The organism is Salinibacillus aidingensis (assembly GCF_039522525.1).
GTDB classification, from domain to species: domain Bacteria; phylum Bacillota; class Bacilli; order Bacillales; family Alkalibacillaceae; genus Salinibacillus; species Salinibacillus aidingensis.
Genome location: NZ_BAAADO010000003.1, coordinates 456,858 through 474,333 on the forward strand (window position 1 = coordinate 456,858; position 17,476 = coordinate 474,333).

Consider the following 17,476-nt stretch of genomic DNA (forward strand, 5'->3'; position numbering starts at 1 on the left):
TATGTATTCTGAGAAAACAGGAAGGAAAATGTTTTTAATATAGTAAAAGCTCAGGGTTAGTGGCGGCAGAAACTAAAAAAATTGCATAAAAGAAAAGCTGAGGCGTAAATCCTGAGTGGATTTTTACCTCAGCTTTCTATTAATAAATTCCCGGGAACCATCCAGGCGTATTTGTGATAATATTCCATAAAGGATCAGGTACGACTAATTCTTCCTGATGATTTTTATTGAGTTCAGTTATAATTTCTTCTTCTTTCCCCTCTGAAATTTTTTGAACCCAGTCAGGATCAATAATCAGTTCACGGCCAAGCGCAAGAAGGGGGACGCCAGTCTGAAGAGCCTGTATAGCATCGTCTGCAGAGTAGATGGATCCTACTCCAATGAGAGGGACACGGTGATTGATGACTTCCAATAAGTATGCAATTCGTGACTTATTATGGTCCTCTACTCCTCGTCTTGGTTCGGACCGGAAATCCGTTAGCGACACATGTAAATAATCCAATCCCTGATCTGACAGCTTATCAACGAAGGCCAGTGTATCATCCATCGTAATTCCATGTGTTTCCGGCTCCTCAGGAGAAAAACGATACCCTGTAATAAAGGAAGAGTCAGCGTGTTCATGAACTACCCGTTTCACTTCCTGGATAACCTCTAAAGGAAAAGTCATTCGCTTTTCAAGGGATCCACCAAAGCGATCTTCCCGACGATTGGAATGAGGGGAGAAGAATTGCTGCAGTAAATAACCATTTGCTCCATGGATTTCAACACCGTCAAAACCAGCTTCTATGGCACGACGAGTGGTTTCACCGAACGCTTTTATAATTTCCTCCACTTCTGATTCCTTTAACGCACGTGGAATTGGATGATCATCCCCTTCTGCAGGAATGTCACTGGCACTCACCACATCTTTGTTGGGGACCAGATAGGTAGGACACATTCTGCCGCCATGGAAAATCTGAAGAACAGGTTTAGCTCCTTGCTCCTTAATTCCATTTGCGAGCTTTCGGAGACTTGGAATCATTTCATCACTGTCGGCACCGAATTCACCAGGAAATCCTTTTCCGTTTGGTGTAACATATGTACAAGCTGTAACCACCATGCTTACACCACTGGAACGCCGTGCATAGTAATTCACTTCAGCATCGGTAACGGTTCCATCTGAATTTGATGAAAAATTGGTCATAGGGGCCATAATGATTCGGTTTTTCAACTCAGAACCATTGGGGAGTGTGTATGTGTCAAACAGTTTTTCATATTTTGGATTCATATAGACGTTCCTCCTTAAATAAGTTACGAAAGATATCTTAAATGAAGAAAACAGGGAATGTACATTATTTTGCTTTACAAATCGGGAATTACTACAAAAGTCCCGTAAATCTTGTTAATATTCAGACATGGGTTTAAAATAGGTAAAACTTTAACTACCCTACAGAATGTTAAGTCATGCCCAATGAATCACATGCGGATATTGAAGTGGTGAGCGGTACAGAAGTGAGAGTTTGACAGTCTGAGCATAGGAAAAAGGTTGGTCAGTATGCATAAAATAAATCTGAAAAAATTAATCGTGCTCATCTTCCTGCTATTTTTTCTTTTCCTTTGTTTTACCGGCTACAGTATCTGGAGTTTTAGCAGGAAGGATCAAACAGCCCCTGCCGATGCAGCTATTGTGCTGGGGGCTGCGGCATGGGGAGAGAAACCATCACCGGTTCTGCAGGGAAGAATAGACCACGCCATTTCCCTTTATGAGCAGGAATATGTAAATAAAATTATATTTACAGGCGGTCAAGCTGAAGGGGCTTCCTATGCAGAATCAGAAGTAGCGAGAGACTATGCAGTTCCCCATGGCATCCCGGAGAAGGATATTTTAATTGAAACACAATCTGAAATAACTGAGGACAATCTGATTTATGCGGCAAAAATTGCTCAGGAAAATGGTTTGGAAAGCTTCCTGATTGTGAGTGATCCTCTGCATATGAAAAGAGCAATGCTAATGGCGGAGCAAACGGGGCTTGACGCTAACTCTTCGCCAGCAGAGAACTCAGCGTACGAGACACTTGAGAGTAAAATCCCCTTCTTTTTCAGAGAATTATTTTTTTATTCCGGATATATTGTAAGTTTACCGTTCAGGCATATTTTATCACGCATTAACTGGCCGTAATACCCCACTTCAAGTCTTGAGGGTAACCCAACATGGCTAAGTGGGGATAAACGGCCAGTAAATTCCTAATAAGTTCAACTAACCATCAGTGGGGCATGGAGTAACCCCCCACTGATGGAAGTTTCACTTTATAAACAATAGAGATTGGACAGGGGGGATTCAATGAATAGAGTTCTTGCGCTTGCAGGATCTGTTATCTTTTTTGCCATAGCCTTTTCCATTTATTCTTATGTTCCTGAGTCCCAGCGTGAGCCTAATGTATATTACTTTGGATTTTTTGAGACATTTGTCTTTGTGATGATTTATTCGGGTCCTGTTTATTTGATCGCAGGTTTACCGGTATCACTTCTAATTGATCAGCTGTTGAAGAAAATAAAGGGAAGATTGCCCTATTTGCCGCGCATGACGATGTATTCTATCGCTGGGATTATAATTGGTTTTTTATTCCATATATGGATGACAAAAAATCATATCGGTTCACTATCGCTTGTTATCCGCCCACTAATATACGGGTTTACCGCTGCGAATATCTTTCTTCATTTATTATTGTTGATTTCGTGGTATAGAAAATAAGGATATTCTTAGAAGGTAAATAATAATTAGGCTGCTGCGCGTTCATATAATGGTTGCTGATGTTCATCGTGGGTATTAGACCTAGTGGAAATGGGATGAAAAGTAAAACGCAAATGAAGAGGTATGCAAATTCATCAACCGAATTCGCATACCTCTTTTAATTGGAGTACTTTCTCATATGATTATGAATGAGTGAATGACCCTTCAAAGATTGATTCTTTTATTGGACGTCGATCAGATGGCTGCTCACGATCCTGTAAATCTGCAGGCAGCGTGCTTTTATCTCCCTGATATCCAATGGCTAGAAGTGCCTGGATGTCATATTCATCAGGGATATTTAATACTTCTCTGGCTTTATCTTTATGAAAACCGCCCATTGGATGGGTAATAAGTCCTTTTCGGGCTGCCTCTAAAGCGAGGAATCCCCATGCTGCACCTGCATCAAATGCGTGTGAACCATCCTGTTTATCTGAGATGATGACGGTGAGGACAGGTGCTGTTTTACACCATTTTAAATTCCCCTCCATAATAAAGGAATGAAATTTATCCCGATCTTCCTGATTACGAGCAACGATAAAGCGCCACGGCTGCATATTCATAGCAGATGGAGCCCAGCGAGCAGCCTCAAACAGACTCATTAACACTTCTTCAGGCACTTCTTTCTCTAAAAAGGAACGAGGAGACCACCGATCTAAGTAGATAGGATCAATATCGTAATCGGCCTTCCGTTGATACTTCATATCTGTAGTACTCATCACTTAACCTCCTGCTTACAATAATTCCAGTAATAGTATAGGGAATATATGCTTCGGTTTCAAAGTTTCTGTTTCGGGACTGTCCCGCTGTACGTTAAAGCGTTAACTCTTTAATGCTTTAATGCTTTAAATCGGAGCGGGACAGTCCCTGAGAAAATTCCAATACATTCCCGTTGACATTTTTGGTGAAAACTATTAGTATACATAAAGTGACTTTTGAGTCAGATAGTTTGACTGCCTGGTCTGGAGGGGTTTGATGCTTAAAAAAAATGAGCTCATGAATCGGGCCATTCAGCTGTTTTCCGAAAAGGGATTTTATCAGACATCTGTACAGGAAATTGCTGAAGCAACCGGAATTTCAAAGGGTGCATTTTACAAGTATTTTGATACGAAAGAAAGCTTACTGATTGAGATACTAAAGCTGCAGTATGAAAACATGATAAAGCAAGCATCCTCTATGAGTCAGCTTGAAGGAATGACCAGGAGAGAAGCCTTTATTGAAAATATGAGTCATGAATTAGAGCAGTGGATCAATAATCGGGATTTTTTCACAGTATTATTCAAAAACTTCCCTCCAAATGAAAACAAACAAGTGTCTGAAATTATGAGTAAGCTGAAATCATCGCTGGTGAACCTGCACCGGGAGACGTTAATAGACACTTATGGAGAAAAAATAGAGCCATTTATAACGGATATCGTTATTATTTTTGAAGGGATTTTGAAGGAATATATCATAACCGTGATTTTAAGGGAAAAATCTGTTGATGTATACCAGTTGGCTTCTTTTATTGCGACAGTTATGGATTCAATTGTTAACTCTCTTCCTTATACAGAACCGGTGTTAACAGATTATCTGAATCCGGCTAATCCAAAGGAACGTATTTTGGACTGTTTAGACATGATTGAAGATAAATTGAATAATACTAACAACATCACAACAGATAAGGAAAAACTTTTAAAGGCAGTTCAAAGGTTAAGAAAAGAAATGAAAACAACAGAGCCACAGCAATTTTTATTAGAAGCACTTATCTCCTATTTAAATAATGAAGAAATCCTCAAAAAAGAGGTTGATGTACTGGACCGCCTGTATAAAAGGCTGGTTCAGGATGAATAAAATATAATTGGCACGGTCAGTTTAATTGACCCACGTTTGTACGAAACACATTAGATTGAGGTTGGAAAGAAGGGTAATAACTTATGAGTGAACAGGAACATACAGAACAAACAGAAAAAGACTATAATAAATGGGTCATTATGATTGTGTTGCTTTCAGGAGCCTTTGTAGCTATCCTGAACCAAACGTTATTGGCAACAGCTTTACCAAAGATAGCTGCTGATCTGGAACTTCCTTATAGTGTTGCTCAGTGGCTGCAGTCCATCTTTATGCTGGTTAATGGGATCATGATTCCTATAACAGCTTTTTTAATTGGTCATTTCACAACAAGGAGATTATTTATTTCGGCGCTTGGATCGTTTGCCATTGGTACGATAATTTGTTCGATTGCACCGAACTTTACAATCCTTATGGTAGGCCGTATCTTTCAGGCTGCAGCAGCAGGTATTATTATGCCGCTTATGCAAACCATTCTGTTCCTGACTTTTCCACGTAACAAGCGGGGAACAGCGATGGGGATGTTTGGTTTAGTTATTGCGTTTGCGCCTGCAATTGGACCAACTCTTTCAGGATGGATGGTTGAACATTTTCCATGGAGAAGTTTATTTTATTTAATCTTACCTATCATCCTGATTGACATTTTAATTGCTTACTTTGTTCTAAAAAACGTGACAAAGCGAACTTTTCCAAAACTGGATCCATTATCAATTGTCTTATCTACATTTGGTTTTGGAGGCTTGCTTTACGGATTCAGTGTGGCTGGTGGAGAAGAAGGCTGGGCAAATATGAATGTCTACATCTCCCTGGCTGTCGGAGCAATTACTTTAACCTGGTTTATTTTAAGACAGTTAAAACTGGAAGAGCCTATTCTTGAATTCAGAGTCTTTCAGTATAAAATTTTCACATTGACAACTGTTTTGGGTATGGTTGTCTTTCTTGCCATGATAGGTTCCATGGTTGTCTTACCGCTATTGATGCAGGATATGCTAGGATTTACGGCCTTTGAATCAGGGCTGGCACTCTTGCCGGGGGCTGCCACGATGGGGTTAATGAACCCTGTTACAGGTAGGCTGTTCGATAAATTCGGTGCCAAATGGCTATCCATTGTCGGCTTAACCATCTTAGTTATTACGACATTTATGTTTGCAACCATGACTACAGAAACGACATTTGCCTATATTGCCGGATTAAATGCGGTAAGAATGCTTGGAATTGCAATGGTCATGATGCCGGTAACAACTGCAGGCTTAAATGAATTGCCTCTGGACATCATTTCGCATGGTACAGCGATGAACAACACCATGCGACAGGCTGCAGGTGCAATGGGAACCGCACTCATGGTAACGGTTATGTCGAATACCACCATTGAATCCCAGGGAGTACAGGGGGCGATACACGGGGTTAACATGACCTTTATCGTAGCCGGTGTATTTGCTCTCATTGGGCTTATCCTAACCTTCTTTATAAAACACAGACGACCAGAAGAAGAATAATGGGGACTGTCCCGCTCTCCGCTAACGCGCTAACGCGTTAAAGCGGTGCGGGACAGTCCCTATTTCTTTATAATCCCCCATTTCCATTCGGCGCAATTTCCTTTATAGTTATAGACAAGTTTATTCAACGACAAGGGGGATTTGGAGATGGTCCTTGAACTTAAAGGGGTTTCGTTAAAACGTAATGGCAAGTGGATTCTTGAGGACATAAACTGGAGTATTGAAGCAGGTGAACACTGGGTATTATATGGATTGAACGGAGCCGGAAAAACAGCTTTATTGAACTTGTTAAACGCTTACTATTTTCCAACAACGGGAAGGATGAAGGTTCTCGGCAAGGAGTTTGGAACGGATCCACTTGCTGAGCATTTACGTACAAGAATAGGATTTGTATCTTCCTCTCTTCAGCAGAAGTTTTATCCGGGAGATAACGCTTTTGAGGTTGTACTAAGTGGCTCTTTTGCGTCTATTGGTCTTTATGAAACACCCACAGATGAGATGAGACAGAAGGCCATTTCCCTTTTAAAGGAAATGGGATGTCTGGATTATGCCAATCAGACCTATCATACCCTGTCCCAGGGGGAACGACAGCGTGTTTTAATTGCCAGAGCATTAATGGCTGATCCTGAACTTTTGATTTTGGATGAACCAACGAGTGGTCTGGATTTCATAGCAAGAGAGCAGCTATTAGAAGTGATTGAAAACCTAGTTGACAAACAGAATGGTCCAGCTATTATATACGTAACCCATCGATCGGATGAAGTTTTGCCTGTATTTTATAAAACCCTGCTGCTGAAAAAGGGGAGAGTTTTTTCTTCAGGGTATACAACAGACTTGTTCAAGGACGAGGGTTTATCCGATTTTTTCGAGATTCCTGTGCATGTTCATTGGCATGAAGGTCGGCCTGTCCTTTCCAAAAAAGAAAATATAACATCCCGACATTAAGGAGAGAGGTATATTGAGGCGTATAGGAATTATAGGTTCAAGCGGCTCTGGAAAATCAACATTGGCAAGGAATCTCGGGGAAATTTTGCATATTGATGTGTACCACCTTGACCAATTATTCTGGAAGCCGGGCTGGGTATTAGCGACTCTCGATGAACAGAAACAAATTCAGCATGAGTTAACGAGTCAGGAAAATTGGATCATAGATGGAACGTATTCAAGCACGATGGATATTCGTCTGAAACAGGCGGACACGATCATTTTCTTAGATTTGCCGAGACTGCTATGTGTGTATCGGGTCGTAAAACGGCGAATTCAATATCGAAACCAGACACGTCCGGACATGGGAGAAGACTGTGAGGAAAAACTAGACTGGGCGTTTTTAAGCTACGTTTGGAATTTTCCCAAAACCAAAAAGCCGAGGATTCAAAACTATTTACAGAATAGGAAAGCGAATCAAGACGTTATCGTTCTATCCTCACTAAGAGAGATCAGAATTTTTTTGGAAAAAATCAGAAAGACTGTGCAGAACCGATGAAAACAGTGGTTATCTAAGGTGATGAAAACAGAGAGCACCGTCTTTAAACTCATCACCACCCCCATTTTAATTTGACATTATTTTATATTACGTTATCATTAAGATTGTTAAGAAAAAATTTAATTTATTGAATAGGGTTAACGGAGGTTATTTATATTGGATACACCCCAGGACAAGAGGGTAAATGAAACTCGAAAATACTGAGGGTGTGTGATTCAATCTATATCAGGAAAATGGACTTGTTCCGATCGTCAGGAAGAGTTAAGAGCTTTTATCAGAGAAACCAATGATACAGGAAAAATTAGACAAGGGGAGTTTTCATTACATGTTTTTTAAAAAACGTATTCTGTTTATCACAGCAATCATTTTTGCAATGCTATTAAGTGCTTGTGGAGAAGGAACGACTGAAGAATCTTCATCAAATGCTAAAGAAAAGAGCAGTTCAGACAAGCCTGCCATTGAAATGGGACAAATCAACTGGGCAGAAAATGTTGCCGTAACGAATATGTGGAAAGCTATTCTGGAAGATAAAGGATATGACGTGAATTTTAATTTAGTAGACATGGGTGCACAAATGTCTGCGTTATCAGCCGGGGAACTGGATGTGAACTTGGAAATCTGGTTACCTGTTCAGGACGCTAAGTATTTAGAGGAATATCAGGATGAAGTGAATTTCTCTGAAGAAACCTGGTATGATAAGGCGAAAGTCGGACTGGTTGTACCAAGCTATATGGAAGATGTCAATAGCATTAAGGATTTAAACAATCATAAAAAAGCCCTTGAAGGTGAAATTACCGGATTTGATCCTGGTGCAGGTACAATGATGGTAACCAAGGATGTTATTAAAGAATATAACCTCGATTATGAGCTGATGCCAAGCTCTGAACCAGCGATGTTAACGGCACTAAATGAAGCTGTTGAGAAAAAAGAGCCTATTGTTGTTCCATTATGGAGCCCGCACAGTATCTTTTCTCAGCTGGATCTGAAATATTTAGAAGATTCTAAGAAGGTCTATGGTGGCGTGGAAAAAATCCATCATGCAACCCGTCAAGGCTTTGCAGAGGATTACCCTAAAGTAAGCAAATGGCTGAAAAACTGGAAGATGGATGACCAGGCCATTGGAGAATTAATGACAGCTGTCAAAGAAGCTAAAGAGCAAGGGAAAGAGCCTATAGACGGTGCAGAAAAATGGGTGAATGAAAACCAGGACTTAATTAATGAATGGATCAAGTAATCAACCAGAAAAACTGCACCGGGAATCATCCTGGTAACCCTATTTAAAAAAAACAGAAAGTCCCGTGGTCTATCAATAACGGGGTGACACATTCATCGATTTCGTGTTCACAGATATGGCCACGGGACTGTATTTAACCATCCCGTTCATCTACTTAGAAAACGAATCCCTCCATTACATTCATCAACGAAAACGAGACGTATTTAATTAAAATATCTTCTTTTGCTTTGACAAACATGGAAATCCATGTTAAATTAATTTTGTTCTAAACATTAAATTTTTTCTTAACAAATTTAATTAATTGAATCTAACTCATTGCATTGTTATATTGTAACAATATGGGTGGAAGTCTGATAAAATCGCGTGTCCTGCTGTTAGCCCTCCATGAGAATGCCCTATTCAGCAAAGGAAGAGACTTACAGCATGTCATGCAGTTTAAAAGGAGGGAATGAGATGGAAACAAAATTACAATTCATTGGTGGTGAATGGGTACCAGCTCTCTCTAAAGAAACAAGAGAAATCATTAACCCATTTAACCAGGAAGTGATAGCCGTTGCTGCTGAAGGTAATGAAAAGGATGCAAAGGAAGCAATTAAAGCAGCACGTAAAGCTTTTGACCAGGGAGATTGGTCCAACACTTCAGCATCCGATCGTGGCGAAATTGTAATGAACATCGCAAATCTCATTAAAAGAGACAGAGAAGAACTGGCAAGACTGGAATCCCTTGATACAGGAAAAACCGTCGAAGAAAGTCGTGGCGATATGGACGATATTGCCGGCGTTTTCCGTTACTTTGCAGAAATTGCGGATAAAGATGGTGGTGAACTGATCGATTCCCCGCTCCCAAATTCAAATAGTAAAGTAGTAAAAGAGCCAGTAGGAGTCTGCGGACAGATTACACCATGGAATTATCCATTATTACAGGCATCCTGGAAGTTGGCGCCAGCACTGGCCGCAGGTAACACGCTCGTTATGAAGCCAAGTGAAATTACCCCGCTTACAACCGTAAAAGTATTTGAACTAATGGATGAAGCCGGAGTACCAAAAGGAGTAGCTAACCTAGTGCTCGGAGCTGGTGCTACTGTAGGTGCTGAGCTGTCATCAAATACAGATGTAGATCTCATCTCCTTTACAGGTGGAATCGAAACCGGTAAGAATATCATGAAGGCAGCAAGCGTAAATGTGAAAAAACTGGCGCTTGAGCTGGGTGGCAAAAATCCAAATGTCATTTTTGCTGATGCCGATTTCGAAACGGCTGTTGACCAGGCTCTAAATGGAGTGTTCTTCCACGCAGGTCAAATCTGCTCGGCTGGCACAAGGATTATCGTTGAAGATAAAATTCATGATCAATTTGTAGATGCCCTTGTAAAACGAGTCGCCAATATTCGTCTGGGCAGCGGGTTTGATGAAAACACTCAAATGGGTCCTTTAATTTCCAAGGAACATCTAAGTAAAGTTATGGATTATGTGGAAAAGGGTAAAAAGGAAGGAGCCACAGTTGCTGTTGGTGGAAAACAACCGGAAGATCCGGAGCTGCAAGACGGATTTTTCTACTTACCAACCGTTCTTACCGACTGCACCACCGATATGAGTGTTGTCCAGAATGAAGGATTTGGTCCTGTTATTACCATAGAAAAATTCTCGAGTGAAGAAGAAGCAATTCAACTCGCAAATGATTCCATTTATGGTTTAGCAGGTGGTGTCTGGACATCTGATATTGCCAAGGCCGAACGATGCGTAGCAAAAATGCGCATGGGCACCGTATGGATTAATGACTTTAACTTATACTTCCCACACGCACCATGGGGCGGCTTCAAACAATCAGGCATCGGCCGCGAATTAGGAAAGCCCGGATTAGATGAATACCAGGAAACTAAACATATTTTCCATAACCTCAAACCAGAGCCAATGAACTGGTTTTAGATGATTTATGGAAATAGATTAGATAAAGCCTATCAGACACATTAGCTGTGTTTGATAGGCTTTTTTATGAGAATGGGGGGGATGATGGGTGATTTATGTGGGGATTGATGATGAATCAGCCGAGAGCGGAGTAGTTTCGGCAGATTCAAGAGGGAATTGCAGGTGAATCGGCCGAGAGAGGTGTGGTCACGGCAGATTCAAGTGGCAATTGAAAGTGAATCGGCGGAGAGAAAGCACATCCCGGCTGATCCAAGTAAATGTCGTGAATTTCTATAACTCCCTTAATCTATTAAAAACTAAATATCCAAAGAAAACCATCTGCCATGCCCCTCTGTTTCTCCAATCATTTGCCGATTCTTTTCACCATTTAAAACATAGTCCAAATGAAGATAGTGGTCTTGAATATTATTATATAGGTGAAAAATGTCGCGCTCTTCACCAATCTTTGAAATCACATTCAGTAGTTTTTCCTTTGATTCATATGAAAATTGGTTTGCAACGTGTGTATGGAAAACGCCAATAACAGTATCATTTGGAATTCTTTTCATGATTTCAGGCAGTAAATCCACACCATCTCCTTCAATAAGTTCTAAATGATTCTTATTGACAACTTGAGATGCAGCTTCAAAAAGTTTTCTTCGTTCTTCATGCTCCGGCCAGATGAGTGCTTTCAGCCATAGCTTATCTTCATCATTTGATAGTCTGTTGATATGTAAATCTACACCAATCCGTTTTACAACGGGCGGACTACTGGACAGTAAAAAGGGGATGGCTCCTCTGACTTTGGAATCAATATGAACTTCAGCCTGTGGATTTCCATATACCTGGGTCGTTCCATATGAATAGCTATATTGATCCCACAACAATTGAATTCCGGCACTCGTCCCAATTTCAATAAAGGCTAAGGGCTTTTTTGTTTTTTCATACATATAGCAAAAGCATGGGTATAAATAGGCGCATCGTCTCACTTCATTGGTCTGTACGTTTTTGTTTTGAAGAATTGACTTGATTTCCTTGCTGTGTTTCAAACAGAAATCCTTAAAATGAGTAAAACTTTGGGTGATGTCATCTTTGGGGTGGTCCGCTATGCTAGCATAAAAGTTTCTAAGTGGGTGTTTCTGTCCCTTAAATAATAGATATTGAACAGCGGCGAAAAGTAAATTTGGTATTGGCTGGCCATTCTTTGCATGAGTACATAATTCGAGAATTTGTTCATCATCAGCAATTTTCAAAGATAACTTTTCATATAATTCAGATGAACCGTGACATTGTTCAGCAAAATTCATAAATCTTGCGGCTATGGAAGAATCCAAAATTATACACCACCTTTAAAATAATATGAACTATAACTGCTGTAAATTGAGTTCTTTGTTAATTTTTCTCACCATACACTCAGCAAACTTTTTTAACAAATTAGGATCAAAATCCTCACCTGAGTTTTGTCCTGTATATTGATTTAAAGCCTTAGAAATTAACTGGTCATAGGGAGTTGACACAAGAGAAATCGCCCATTCACCTCCTTCTTTTTTGGAAGCAATGGCATTCTCTTTTAAATAGTAGAGGGTGCGGCAAAGATTTAATGAATAATAAACTGGATCTTCTGTTATTTTCATAGAAACTTTGTCAATATCCTGTAATAGGGAATGGGTGAAATGTCTCTTTTCGACTTTAGGTATTTCAGAAATACTCGCTCCATAGAGAGTTATTCCTCTATGTTTGGTGACAACAAGGTGTGCCGCTAAATCCGGGTCCAGCTCATTTTCGGATAAATAATCCGGATTTTCCTGATATAACGGTTTGTGGAGTTTTGAATAATGCAGCTCAAAAGGTGTCGGGTACTTAAAATCCTGAAGATGATTGTGTGCGATAATGCTCATTTCAACTTTAATTTCCGGATAGGTTTTCTCCAGTTGCAGTATTTCCTGGATAAGTTTCTTTTTCTTATTTTGCGAAATCTTTTCATGTATGACTATAAGGATGTCGATATCACTTTTTCCTGGCTGATAACAGCCCATAGCCAAAGAACCGTGTAAGTATATACCTATAAGATTGGTTTGCAAATGAGTTTGATAGATTTGAATGAACTGGTTTAAAAAGGATTGAACATACATGTGTATTTCCTCCCCCCCTTATCATTTTCATTAAGGTGCTATTACTCTGTCACTTCCCGTTGATTCATGGAACCTTTAAAAAGATACCGAATCCCTTTACCTGCCAAAGGTTCGTCCTTGTACCTCGGAATCACATGAAAATGGGCATGAAAAATATGCTGTCCACCCACTTCGCCACAGTTCTACCCCAGGTTATATCCTTGAGGCTGGTGATTTCGATCCAGATAATCCTTCACGTCCTGAAGAAGATCATACGTCGCCATCCATTCTTCCTTCGTTAAATCAAAAACGGTTTCACGATGTTGCCTCGGGACAATTAACCCTGCACCTTCCAGTTGACATCCTTTCGTTTGCACATCTTCCAACTGTACAAACATACAATACTCATTACTCATAATGACCCGCTGCTTAGGCTCCAGCTCAGGATAACAAAAAACACACATTGAAAATCCTCCTTTGGGACTGTCCCCACATGCTTTAAAGCGATAAAGCGTGTGGGGACTTTTCTCGAATATAATAATAGTCTAATATAAAGCTATGTGAATGAAAAATAGAAAGCGAATGTAATCCAGGAGGTTGAAAGTTCTAGCTATTAAAAGGGAGGTATCCTTATGATCTATGAGTTTAAACAAATGACACAGGAGCAGGCAGAACAAATCGCTTACAACTGGCATTATGAAGGGATTTATTCCTTTTACGATATTGAAGCAGATAAGGAGGATATGGAAGAATTTCTGGATTCTGAACAGCGGGGCCAATCCATGTTTGCGGTAACTGGAAATAATGAATTAACAGGCTTCTTCAGTATTAACCAGGTAAACAACGATACCATTGATATTGGATTGGGATTGCGCCCCGATATTACTGGCAAAGGTTATGGTTTAACATTCCTGAAAGAAGGGCTAAGCTTTGCAGAAAAGAATTATAATCCTGGAATGATTACTCTATCGGTCGCCACCTTCAATCAGCGTGCAATTAAAGTGTATAAAAGGGCAGGTTTTACAGAGGCTGGAACATTTATTCAGAATACGAATGGTGGACAGTATGAATTTCTCAGGATGGTATATAAGTGTTAGAATTTTTGTCCATTAATCATTGCTCTCCTTCAGCCGCATAATAAAACGAGTTAGCCAGTATGCAATCAGTACAATCCCCATATCGATAAGAAATACATAAAATTGATTCATCCCTTTATTAAAGGATATAAGGCCCATATATTTCTCCAGCGTTGCAAAGCCAAAAGCAAATATGGCACTGGCAATAGCTATGTACAAATAATAATTTTTATTATGGTTAACACAATATTGATATACGAGCATAAAACCCACAGGTAGAACGGCGGCATTCAGACTTAAAGCAAAAGGCAACAATGGAAGTAGAAAATAATGATGAACAAAGTGAGAGGTAGATCCTAAAATGGTATCCGTATAACCCCATAGCATATGAACCGTAAACCCAAAAAACAGGATTTCAAAAATTCGTGTGCGATCGATGGATAAGAATAAGATGATTAAAGGTACCACCAGCATGGCTGCAACAAACCAGAATTGCCACGTATCAAAATAAGAATATTGCTTCCAATATTCAATAAGAGTGGAATTTAATTTTTCATCTGTTTCATATATAAGAGTCCAATATTCCTGAAATTTCATGTTTGATATCCTCCAGATTATATATCCTAATCTTATTTTTCTTAATAATCCCTTATTTATTCAGTGAAATCATCCTGACAGACATTTTTCTTATGACATAGCTATCATGCACACTACAAAAGGTGCAGCATGATTTATTTTTATTAGGTTAGGATAATATGCAGATAGAAACTCAGAGGCACAAGTCATGAAACCAACAGGAGTCTTATGTTACTCTACAGGAGATAATGAAGTTGCATAACAAAGGAGAGAAATACATGGCTAATCTGAACATTCCATTGTCTGTTTTAAACCTTGCCCCAATTCGACAAGGGAAGGATGAAAAGGGAGCCATCGATGATATGGTTGACCTTGCTCAGGCAACAGAAAGCATGGGTTATAGACGTTATTGGATCGCCGAGCATCATAATACAAAAACCCTTGTAAGCTCAGCAACCACGCTTTTAATGAAACATACATTAGAAAATACAAACAATATCCGGGTTGGATCTGGTGGGGTCATGCTACCGAATCACTCACCATTGGTTGTCGCTGAACAATTTGGAACGATGGAAACCATTTATCCGAACCGTCTTGATTTAGGTCTGGGACGCGCCCCTGGGACAGATATGCTTACGGCGAGTGCCCTTAGACGTTCACAGAGTGATACCGTTAACTCCTTTCCCAAGGATGTGCAATCCCTGCTTACATACTTTGGTCCGGAAGAAAATCAGGGTTTTGTTAAAGCCCATTTAGCGATTGGCACAAACATTCCAATATATATTTTAGGATCATCACCGGACTCTGCGGTGTTAGCGGCAAGATTGGGGCTTCCGTATGTATTTGCTGCCCATTTTGCTCCAAGATATTTAGAGGATGCCATTAGTATATACCGGGACCAGTTCGAGCCATCGGAATACCTGGATCAACCGTATATGATGGTTTGCCTGAATGTGATTGCCGCTGAAACAGACGAGGAAGCTAAATTGGAATCGACAACGATGGAACAGTTTTTCCTCAATGTTGTCCGGGGCTCACAAAACTTTTTAAGTCCGCCGGTTAAAAATATGGATGATCTGTGGAGTCCACAGGAAAAAGCCGCCGCTTCGTCCATGTCGAGTGTCACTCTTTTAGGAAGCAAGGATTCCATCAGAGACCAGTTAACCAGCTTTCAGGAAAAGTATGATGTTGATGAGCTGATGGTTGTTTCCTACATTTATGATACGGATAAACAAAAACGGTCCTACGAAATTTTAAAAGAGGTAGTAGATGAGAGCTGAACATGAGCTTGTCATGATAAAAGATCGGCATAAATGTCGATCTTTTTTTCGTTGAATAAGATGCCTGATTTGGTGATTTTTATTTAAAAATTCAAAAAATGCATAGTCAACCTCCAATATTTATGTTAACTTATATCAATAAAAGGTTAACAATTAGGAGGCGTTTTTATATGGAGAATGTTAATCCGAAACTAAGAGCCGTTGTGATTTGTGGTTTGTTCGCAGCTATTACCGCTATTTTAGCTCAGGTAGAGGTACCTTTACCTATCGTTCCCATAAGTGGACAAACCTTAGCTGTAGGATTGACGGCAACGATAATTGGAAGTAAGTTTGGTGCTGTTGCGATGATTTGTTATGCTTTATTAGGAGGCATTGGGCTGCCTGTCTTCGCGGGATTTAAAGGGGGAGCGCAAGTGTTAATCGGTCCAACAGGTGGATATATTTTTGGTTTTATTCTAACCGCTTATGTCACAGGATTAATTCTGGAAAAAACAACATTTAATTTATGGATGGCCATGATCGCGAATACAGTGGGAATGATGATTACTCTTTTGTTTGGCACCATTCAATTAAAAATTGTGCTGGACATGACATGGAATCAGGCGCTTGCAGCAGGGGTATATCCTTTTATTGCCGTCGGACTTATTAAAGCATTTCTGGCAAGCTGGCTTGGGATTACCGTCAGAAAACGTTTAGTTCAGGCTAGTTTAATCCATCAAGTTGATCATAGAGCAGCATGAAAGTAGGAGGGATTTAATTGGGCAACTGTAAATGGAGGAGAATCGCTGGATTAATCGGTTCTTTCTTACTCTTCATCTTTGGTACATATCAATTGGTACTGGATGGACCATCATTCATACCTATTTTATTTGCTATCAGTGGATTGGCAGGGTTTCTAGGAGGACTGCCTGGACCTGAGAGGCGCAGTTAGACCATACCCTGTGTCGAGAAGGTCCAGAACTTCCTGAACGAGCACTGGAGTGGGATCAACACTAAACGTTAACAGAGCCTGAAAATAGGATCTTTTAATATGAAGGTTGAATAAAGACATTATTCAGCCTTTTTTATAGTCCAGGAAATTATAAAATAAGCGATTTGTGGATAAGAAAAACAGGTAAGGCCACGTCCGCCTTTGTTCTTTGTAACCTATAATCAAGTATGTAAATATTGAATATAATATACTTATTACAATGTTCAACTTAAAAAGAAAGGGATGTTTGTTATCGACTTTATCATATTTTTCTTATTCGCAGTTTTTGGATGGATCGCATTAATGGGACTAAGTCATACAGAGAAAAAATGGCTGGGTGGATTTGGCGGATTTTTAGCTATTGTGTTTATCGTTGTTAGTCAAATCATTAAGTTTCAAACAGACTATTTTACGGAAAGCAGTTTTGGAAATGCAGAACCCGTTGGCCAATGGGTGGTTCCCGGTTTTATCGTTTTAGGCATTTATCTTCTTGGGTTGATTAATTATCGACTGATTAAAGCCGCAGTAAAAGCAAAATCGTGGCAACGTTGGGGTCTTGTTGTGCTGGATATTGTTGTTACAATCATCTATCTATGGGCCGGAAGTGTTACATTGTTTTTTGTGGGATTTAGCTATTTTCCATTTGCACCTTAATTTTTTGCAAAAGTAATTAGAAAATTATGTTAATATTGTGGCTGATATGCTTCTATATGTGTTTACCATCATGTCATACTTGAAATGCTTATGGCTG

19 protein-coding genes and 1 pseudogene are annotated in these 17,476 nt (G+C 39.8%); 14 read left to right on the forward strand and 6 right to left on the reverse strand.

Annotated elements, in window-relative coordinates:
- Nucleotides 1-139 precede the first annotated feature (139 nt).
- Nucleotides 140-1,267 (reverse strand): NADH-dependent flavin oxidoreductase, encoded by a 1,128-nt coding sequence (locus ABD006_RS09225; protein ID WP_343839973.1) that lies wholly within the window; start codon nucleotides 1,265-1,267, stop codon nucleotides 140-142.
- Between the two features lie 267 nt (nucleotides 1,268-1,534).
- Here ABD006_RS09225 and ABD006_RS09230 point away from each other — a divergent pair, with 267 nt between their 5' ends.
- Nucleotides 1,535-2,158 (forward strand): YdcF family protein, encoded by a 624-nt coding sequence (locus tag ABD006_RS09230; protein ID WP_343839975.1) that lies wholly within the window; start codon nucleotides 1,535-1,537, stop codon nucleotides 2,156-2,158.
- Nucleotides 2,159-2,320: 162 nt separating this feature from the next.
- Complete coding sequence (locus ABD006_RS09235; RefSeq protein ID WP_343839976.1) at nucleotides 2,321-2,731, forward strand: hypothetical protein; 411 nt, start codon at nucleotides 2,321-2,323, stop codon at nucleotides 2,729-2,731.
- A 182-nt stretch (nucleotides 2,732-2,913) separates the two neighbouring features.
- Here the strand turns inward: ABD006_RS09235 and ABD006_RS09240 are convergent, their stop codons facing one another.
- Nucleotides 2,914-3,486, reverse strand: a complete 573-nt coding sequence (locus ABD006_RS09240) for a nitroreductase family protein (protein ID WP_343839977.1) — start codon at nucleotides 3,484-3,486, stop codon at nucleotides 2,914-2,916.
- 256 nt (nucleotides 3,487-3,742) lie between these two features.
- On the opposite strand from ABD006_RS09240, the gene ABD006_RS09245 reads away from it, so the two are divergent.
- The 7 genes from ABD006_RS09245 (at nucleotide 3,743) to betB (ending at nucleotide 10,733) form a co-directional block, all read left to right on the forward strand.
- Nucleotides 3,743-4,600 (forward strand): TetR/AcrR family transcriptional regulator, encoded by an 858-nt coding sequence (locus ABD006_RS09245; protein ID WP_343839978.1) that lies wholly within the window; start codon nucleotides 3,743-3,745, stop codon nucleotides 4,598-4,600.
- A gap of 83 nt (nucleotides 4,601-4,683) precedes the next feature.
- The gene (locus ABD006_RS09250) at nucleotides 4,684-6,093 is read left to right on the forward strand and encodes an MDR family MFS transporter (protein WP_343839980.1); all 1,410 of its coding nucleotides are present in this window, start codon (nucleotides 4,684-4,686) and stop codon (nucleotides 6,091-6,093) included.
- 147 nt (nucleotides 6,094-6,240) lie between these two features.
- The gene (locus ABD006_RS09255; protein ID WP_343839981.1) at nucleotides 6,241-7,038 is read left to right on the forward strand and encodes an ABC transporter ATP-binding protein; all 798 of its coding nucleotides are present in this window, start codon (nucleotides 6,241-6,243) and stop codon (nucleotides 7,036-7,038) included.
- 13 nt (nucleotides 7,039-7,051) lie between these two features.
- Complete coding sequence (locus tag ABD006_RS09260) at nucleotides 7,052-7,576, forward strand: DNA topology modulation protein (protein WP_343839983.1); 525 nt, start codon at nucleotides 7,052-7,054, stop codon at nucleotides 7,574-7,576.
- A gap of 210 nt (nucleotides 7,577-7,786) precedes the next feature.
- Nucleotides 7,787-7,912 carry a hypothetical protein gene (locus ABD006_RS09265; RefSeq protein WP_343839985.1) on the forward strand — a complete coding sequence of 42 codons (126 nt, stop codon included), beginning with the start codon at nucleotides 7,787-7,789 and terminating at the stop codon, nucleotides 7,910-7,912.
- Nucleotides 7,902-8,810, forward strand: coding sequence for a glycine betaine ABC transporter substrate-binding protein (locus ABD006_RS09270; RefSeq protein WP_343839987.1), 909 nt, complete (start codon nucleotides 7,902-7,904; stop codon nucleotides 8,808-8,810). Before ABD006_RS09265 ends, ABD006_RS09270 begins: the two co-directional genes overlap by 11 nt.
- 453 nt (nucleotides 8,811-9,263) lie before the next feature.
- Nucleotides 9,264-10,733, forward strand: coding sequence for a betaine-aldehyde dehydrogenase (gene betB / locus ABD006_RS09275; protein ID WP_343839989.1), 1,470 nt, complete (start codon nucleotides 9,264-9,266; stop codon nucleotides 10,731-10,733).
- A 296-nt stretch (nucleotides 10,734-11,029) separates the two neighbouring features.
- Here betB and ABD006_RS09280 read toward each other — a convergent pair whose 3' ends face one another.
- From ABD006_RS09280 to ABD006_RS09290, 3 genes and pseudogenes are all read right to left on the reverse strand, one after another.
- Nucleotides 11,030-12,052, reverse strand: coding sequence for a DUF2332 domain-containing protein (locus ABD006_RS09280; protein WP_425542211.1), 1,023 nt, complete (start codon nucleotides 12,050-12,052; stop codon nucleotides 11,030-11,032).
- Between the two features lie 24 nt (nucleotides 12,053-12,076).
- On the reverse strand, nucleotides 12,077-12,844 hold the full coding sequence (locus ABD006_RS09285; protein ID WP_343839991.1) for an aminoglycoside adenylyltransferase domain-containing protein: 768 nt from the start codon (nucleotides 12,842-12,844) through the stop codon (nucleotides 12,077-12,079).
- Between the two features lie 41 nt (nucleotides 12,845-12,885).
- A pseudogene (locus ABD006_RS09290) lies at nucleotides 12,886-13,287 on the reverse strand (HIT family protein).
- Nucleotides 13,288-13,455: 168 nt separating this feature from the next.
- Between ABD006_RS09290 and ABD006_RS09295 the strand changes: the two are divergent.
- On the forward strand, nucleotides 13,456-13,920 hold the full coding sequence (locus tag ABD006_RS09295) for a GNAT family N-acetyltransferase (protein WP_343839993.1): 465 nt from the start codon (nucleotides 13,456-13,458) through the stop codon (nucleotides 13,918-13,920).
- 12 nt (nucleotides 13,921-13,932) lie between these two features.
- Here the strand turns inward: ABD006_RS09295 and ABD006_RS09300 are convergent, their stop codons facing one another.
- Entirely contained in the window at nucleotides 13,933-14,496 is a 564-nt protein-coding gene (locus ABD006_RS09300) for a hypothetical protein (RefSeq protein ID WP_343839995.1), read from the reverse strand.
- Between the two features lie 257 nt (nucleotides 14,497-14,753).
- Here ABD006_RS09300 and ABD006_RS09305 point away from each other — a divergent pair, with 257 nt between their 5' ends.
- From ABD006_RS09305 to ABD006_RS09320, 4 genes are all read left to right on the forward strand, one after another.
- Nucleotides 14,754-15,755 (forward strand): LLM class flavin-dependent oxidoreductase, encoded by a 1,002-nt coding sequence (locus tag ABD006_RS09305; protein ID WP_343839998.1) that lies wholly within the window; start codon nucleotides 14,754-14,756, stop codon nucleotides 15,753-15,755.
- 170 nt (nucleotides 15,756-15,925) lie between these two features.
- Nucleotides 15,926-16,495: a biotin transporter BioY gene (locus ABD006_RS09310; protein WP_343840000.1), complete on the forward strand. Its 570-nt coding sequence runs from the start codon at nucleotides 15,926-15,928 to the stop codon at nucleotides 16,493-16,495.
- A 17-nt stretch (nucleotides 16,496-16,512) separates the two neighbouring features.
- On the forward strand, nucleotides 16,513-16,686 hold the full coding sequence (locus ABD006_RS09315) for a hypothetical protein (protein WP_343840001.1): 174 nt from the start codon (nucleotides 16,513-16,515) through the stop codon (nucleotides 16,684-16,686).
- Nucleotides 16,687-16,968: 282 nt separating this feature from the next.
- The gene (locus ABD006_RS09320; protein WP_343840003.1) at nucleotides 16,969-17,379 is read left to right on the forward strand and encodes a hypothetical protein; all 411 of its coding nucleotides are present in this window, start codon (nucleotides 16,969-16,971) and stop codon (nucleotides 17,377-17,379) included.
- The last annotated feature ends 97 nt before the right edge of the window (nucleotides 17,380-17,476 follow it).

Excerpts from the sequence above, each read along its gene's own strand:
- ABD006_RS09305 (WP_343839998.1), top strand. The coding sequence starts at position 14,754 with ATGGCTAATCTGAACATTCCATTGTCTGTTTTAAACCTTGCCCCAATT.
- ABD006_RS09255 (WP_343839981.1), top strand. The coding sequence starts at position 6,241 with ATGGTCCTTGAACTTAAAGGGGTTTCGTTAAAACGTAATGGCAAGTGG.
- ABD006_RS09320 (WP_343840003.1), top strand. The coding sequence starts at position 16,969 with ATGTTTGTTATCGACTTTATCATATTTTTCTTATTCGCAGTTTTTGGA.
- ABD006_RS09225 (WP_343839973.1), bottom strand. The coding sequence starts at position 1,267 with ATGAATCCAAAATATGAAAAACTGTTTGACACATACACACTCCCCAAT.
- betB (WP_343839989.1), top strand. The coding sequence starts at position 9,264 with ATGGAAACAAAATTACAATTCATTGGTGGTGAATGGGTACCAGCTCTC.
- ABD006_RS09245 (WP_343839978.1), top strand. The coding sequence starts at position 3,743 with ATGCTTAAAAAAAATGAGCTCATGAATCGGGCCATTCAGCTGTTTTCC.
- ABD006_RS09235 (WP_343839976.1), top strand. The coding sequence starts at position 2,321 with ATGAATAGAGTTCTTGCGCTTGCAGGATCTGTTATCTTTTTTGCCATA.
- ABD006_RS09295 (WP_343839993.1), top strand. The coding sequence starts at position 13,456 with ATGATCTATGAGTTTAAACAAATGACACAGGAGCAGGCAGAACAAATC.
- ABD006_RS09310 (WP_343840000.1), top strand. The coding sequence starts at position 15,926 with ATGGAGAATGTTAATCCGAAACTAAGAGCCGTTGTGATTTGTGGTTTG.
- ABD006_RS09230 (WP_343839975.1), top strand. The coding sequence starts at position 1,535 with ATGCATAAAATAAATCTGAAAAAATTAATCGTGCTCATCTTCCTGCTA.
- ABD006_RS09240 (WP_343839977.1), bottom strand. The coding sequence starts at position 3,486 with ATGAGTACTACAGATATGAAGTATCAACGGAAGGCCGATTACGATATT.
- ABD006_RS09250 (WP_343839980.1), top strand. The coding sequence starts at position 4,684 with ATGAGTGAACAGGAACATACAGAACAAACAGAAAAAGACTATAATAAA.
- ABD006_RS09270 (WP_343839987.1), top strand. The coding sequence starts at position 7,902 with ATGTTTTTTAAAAAACGTATTCTGTTTATCACAGCAATCATTTTTGCA.
- ABD006_RS09300 (WP_343839995.1), bottom strand. The coding sequence starts at position 14,496 with ATGAAATTTCAGGAATATTGGACTCTTATATATGAAACAGATGAAAAA.
- ABD006_RS09285 (WP_343839991.1), bottom strand. The coding sequence starts at position 12,844 with ATGTATGTTCAATCCTTTTTAAACCAGTTCATTCAAATCTATCAAACT.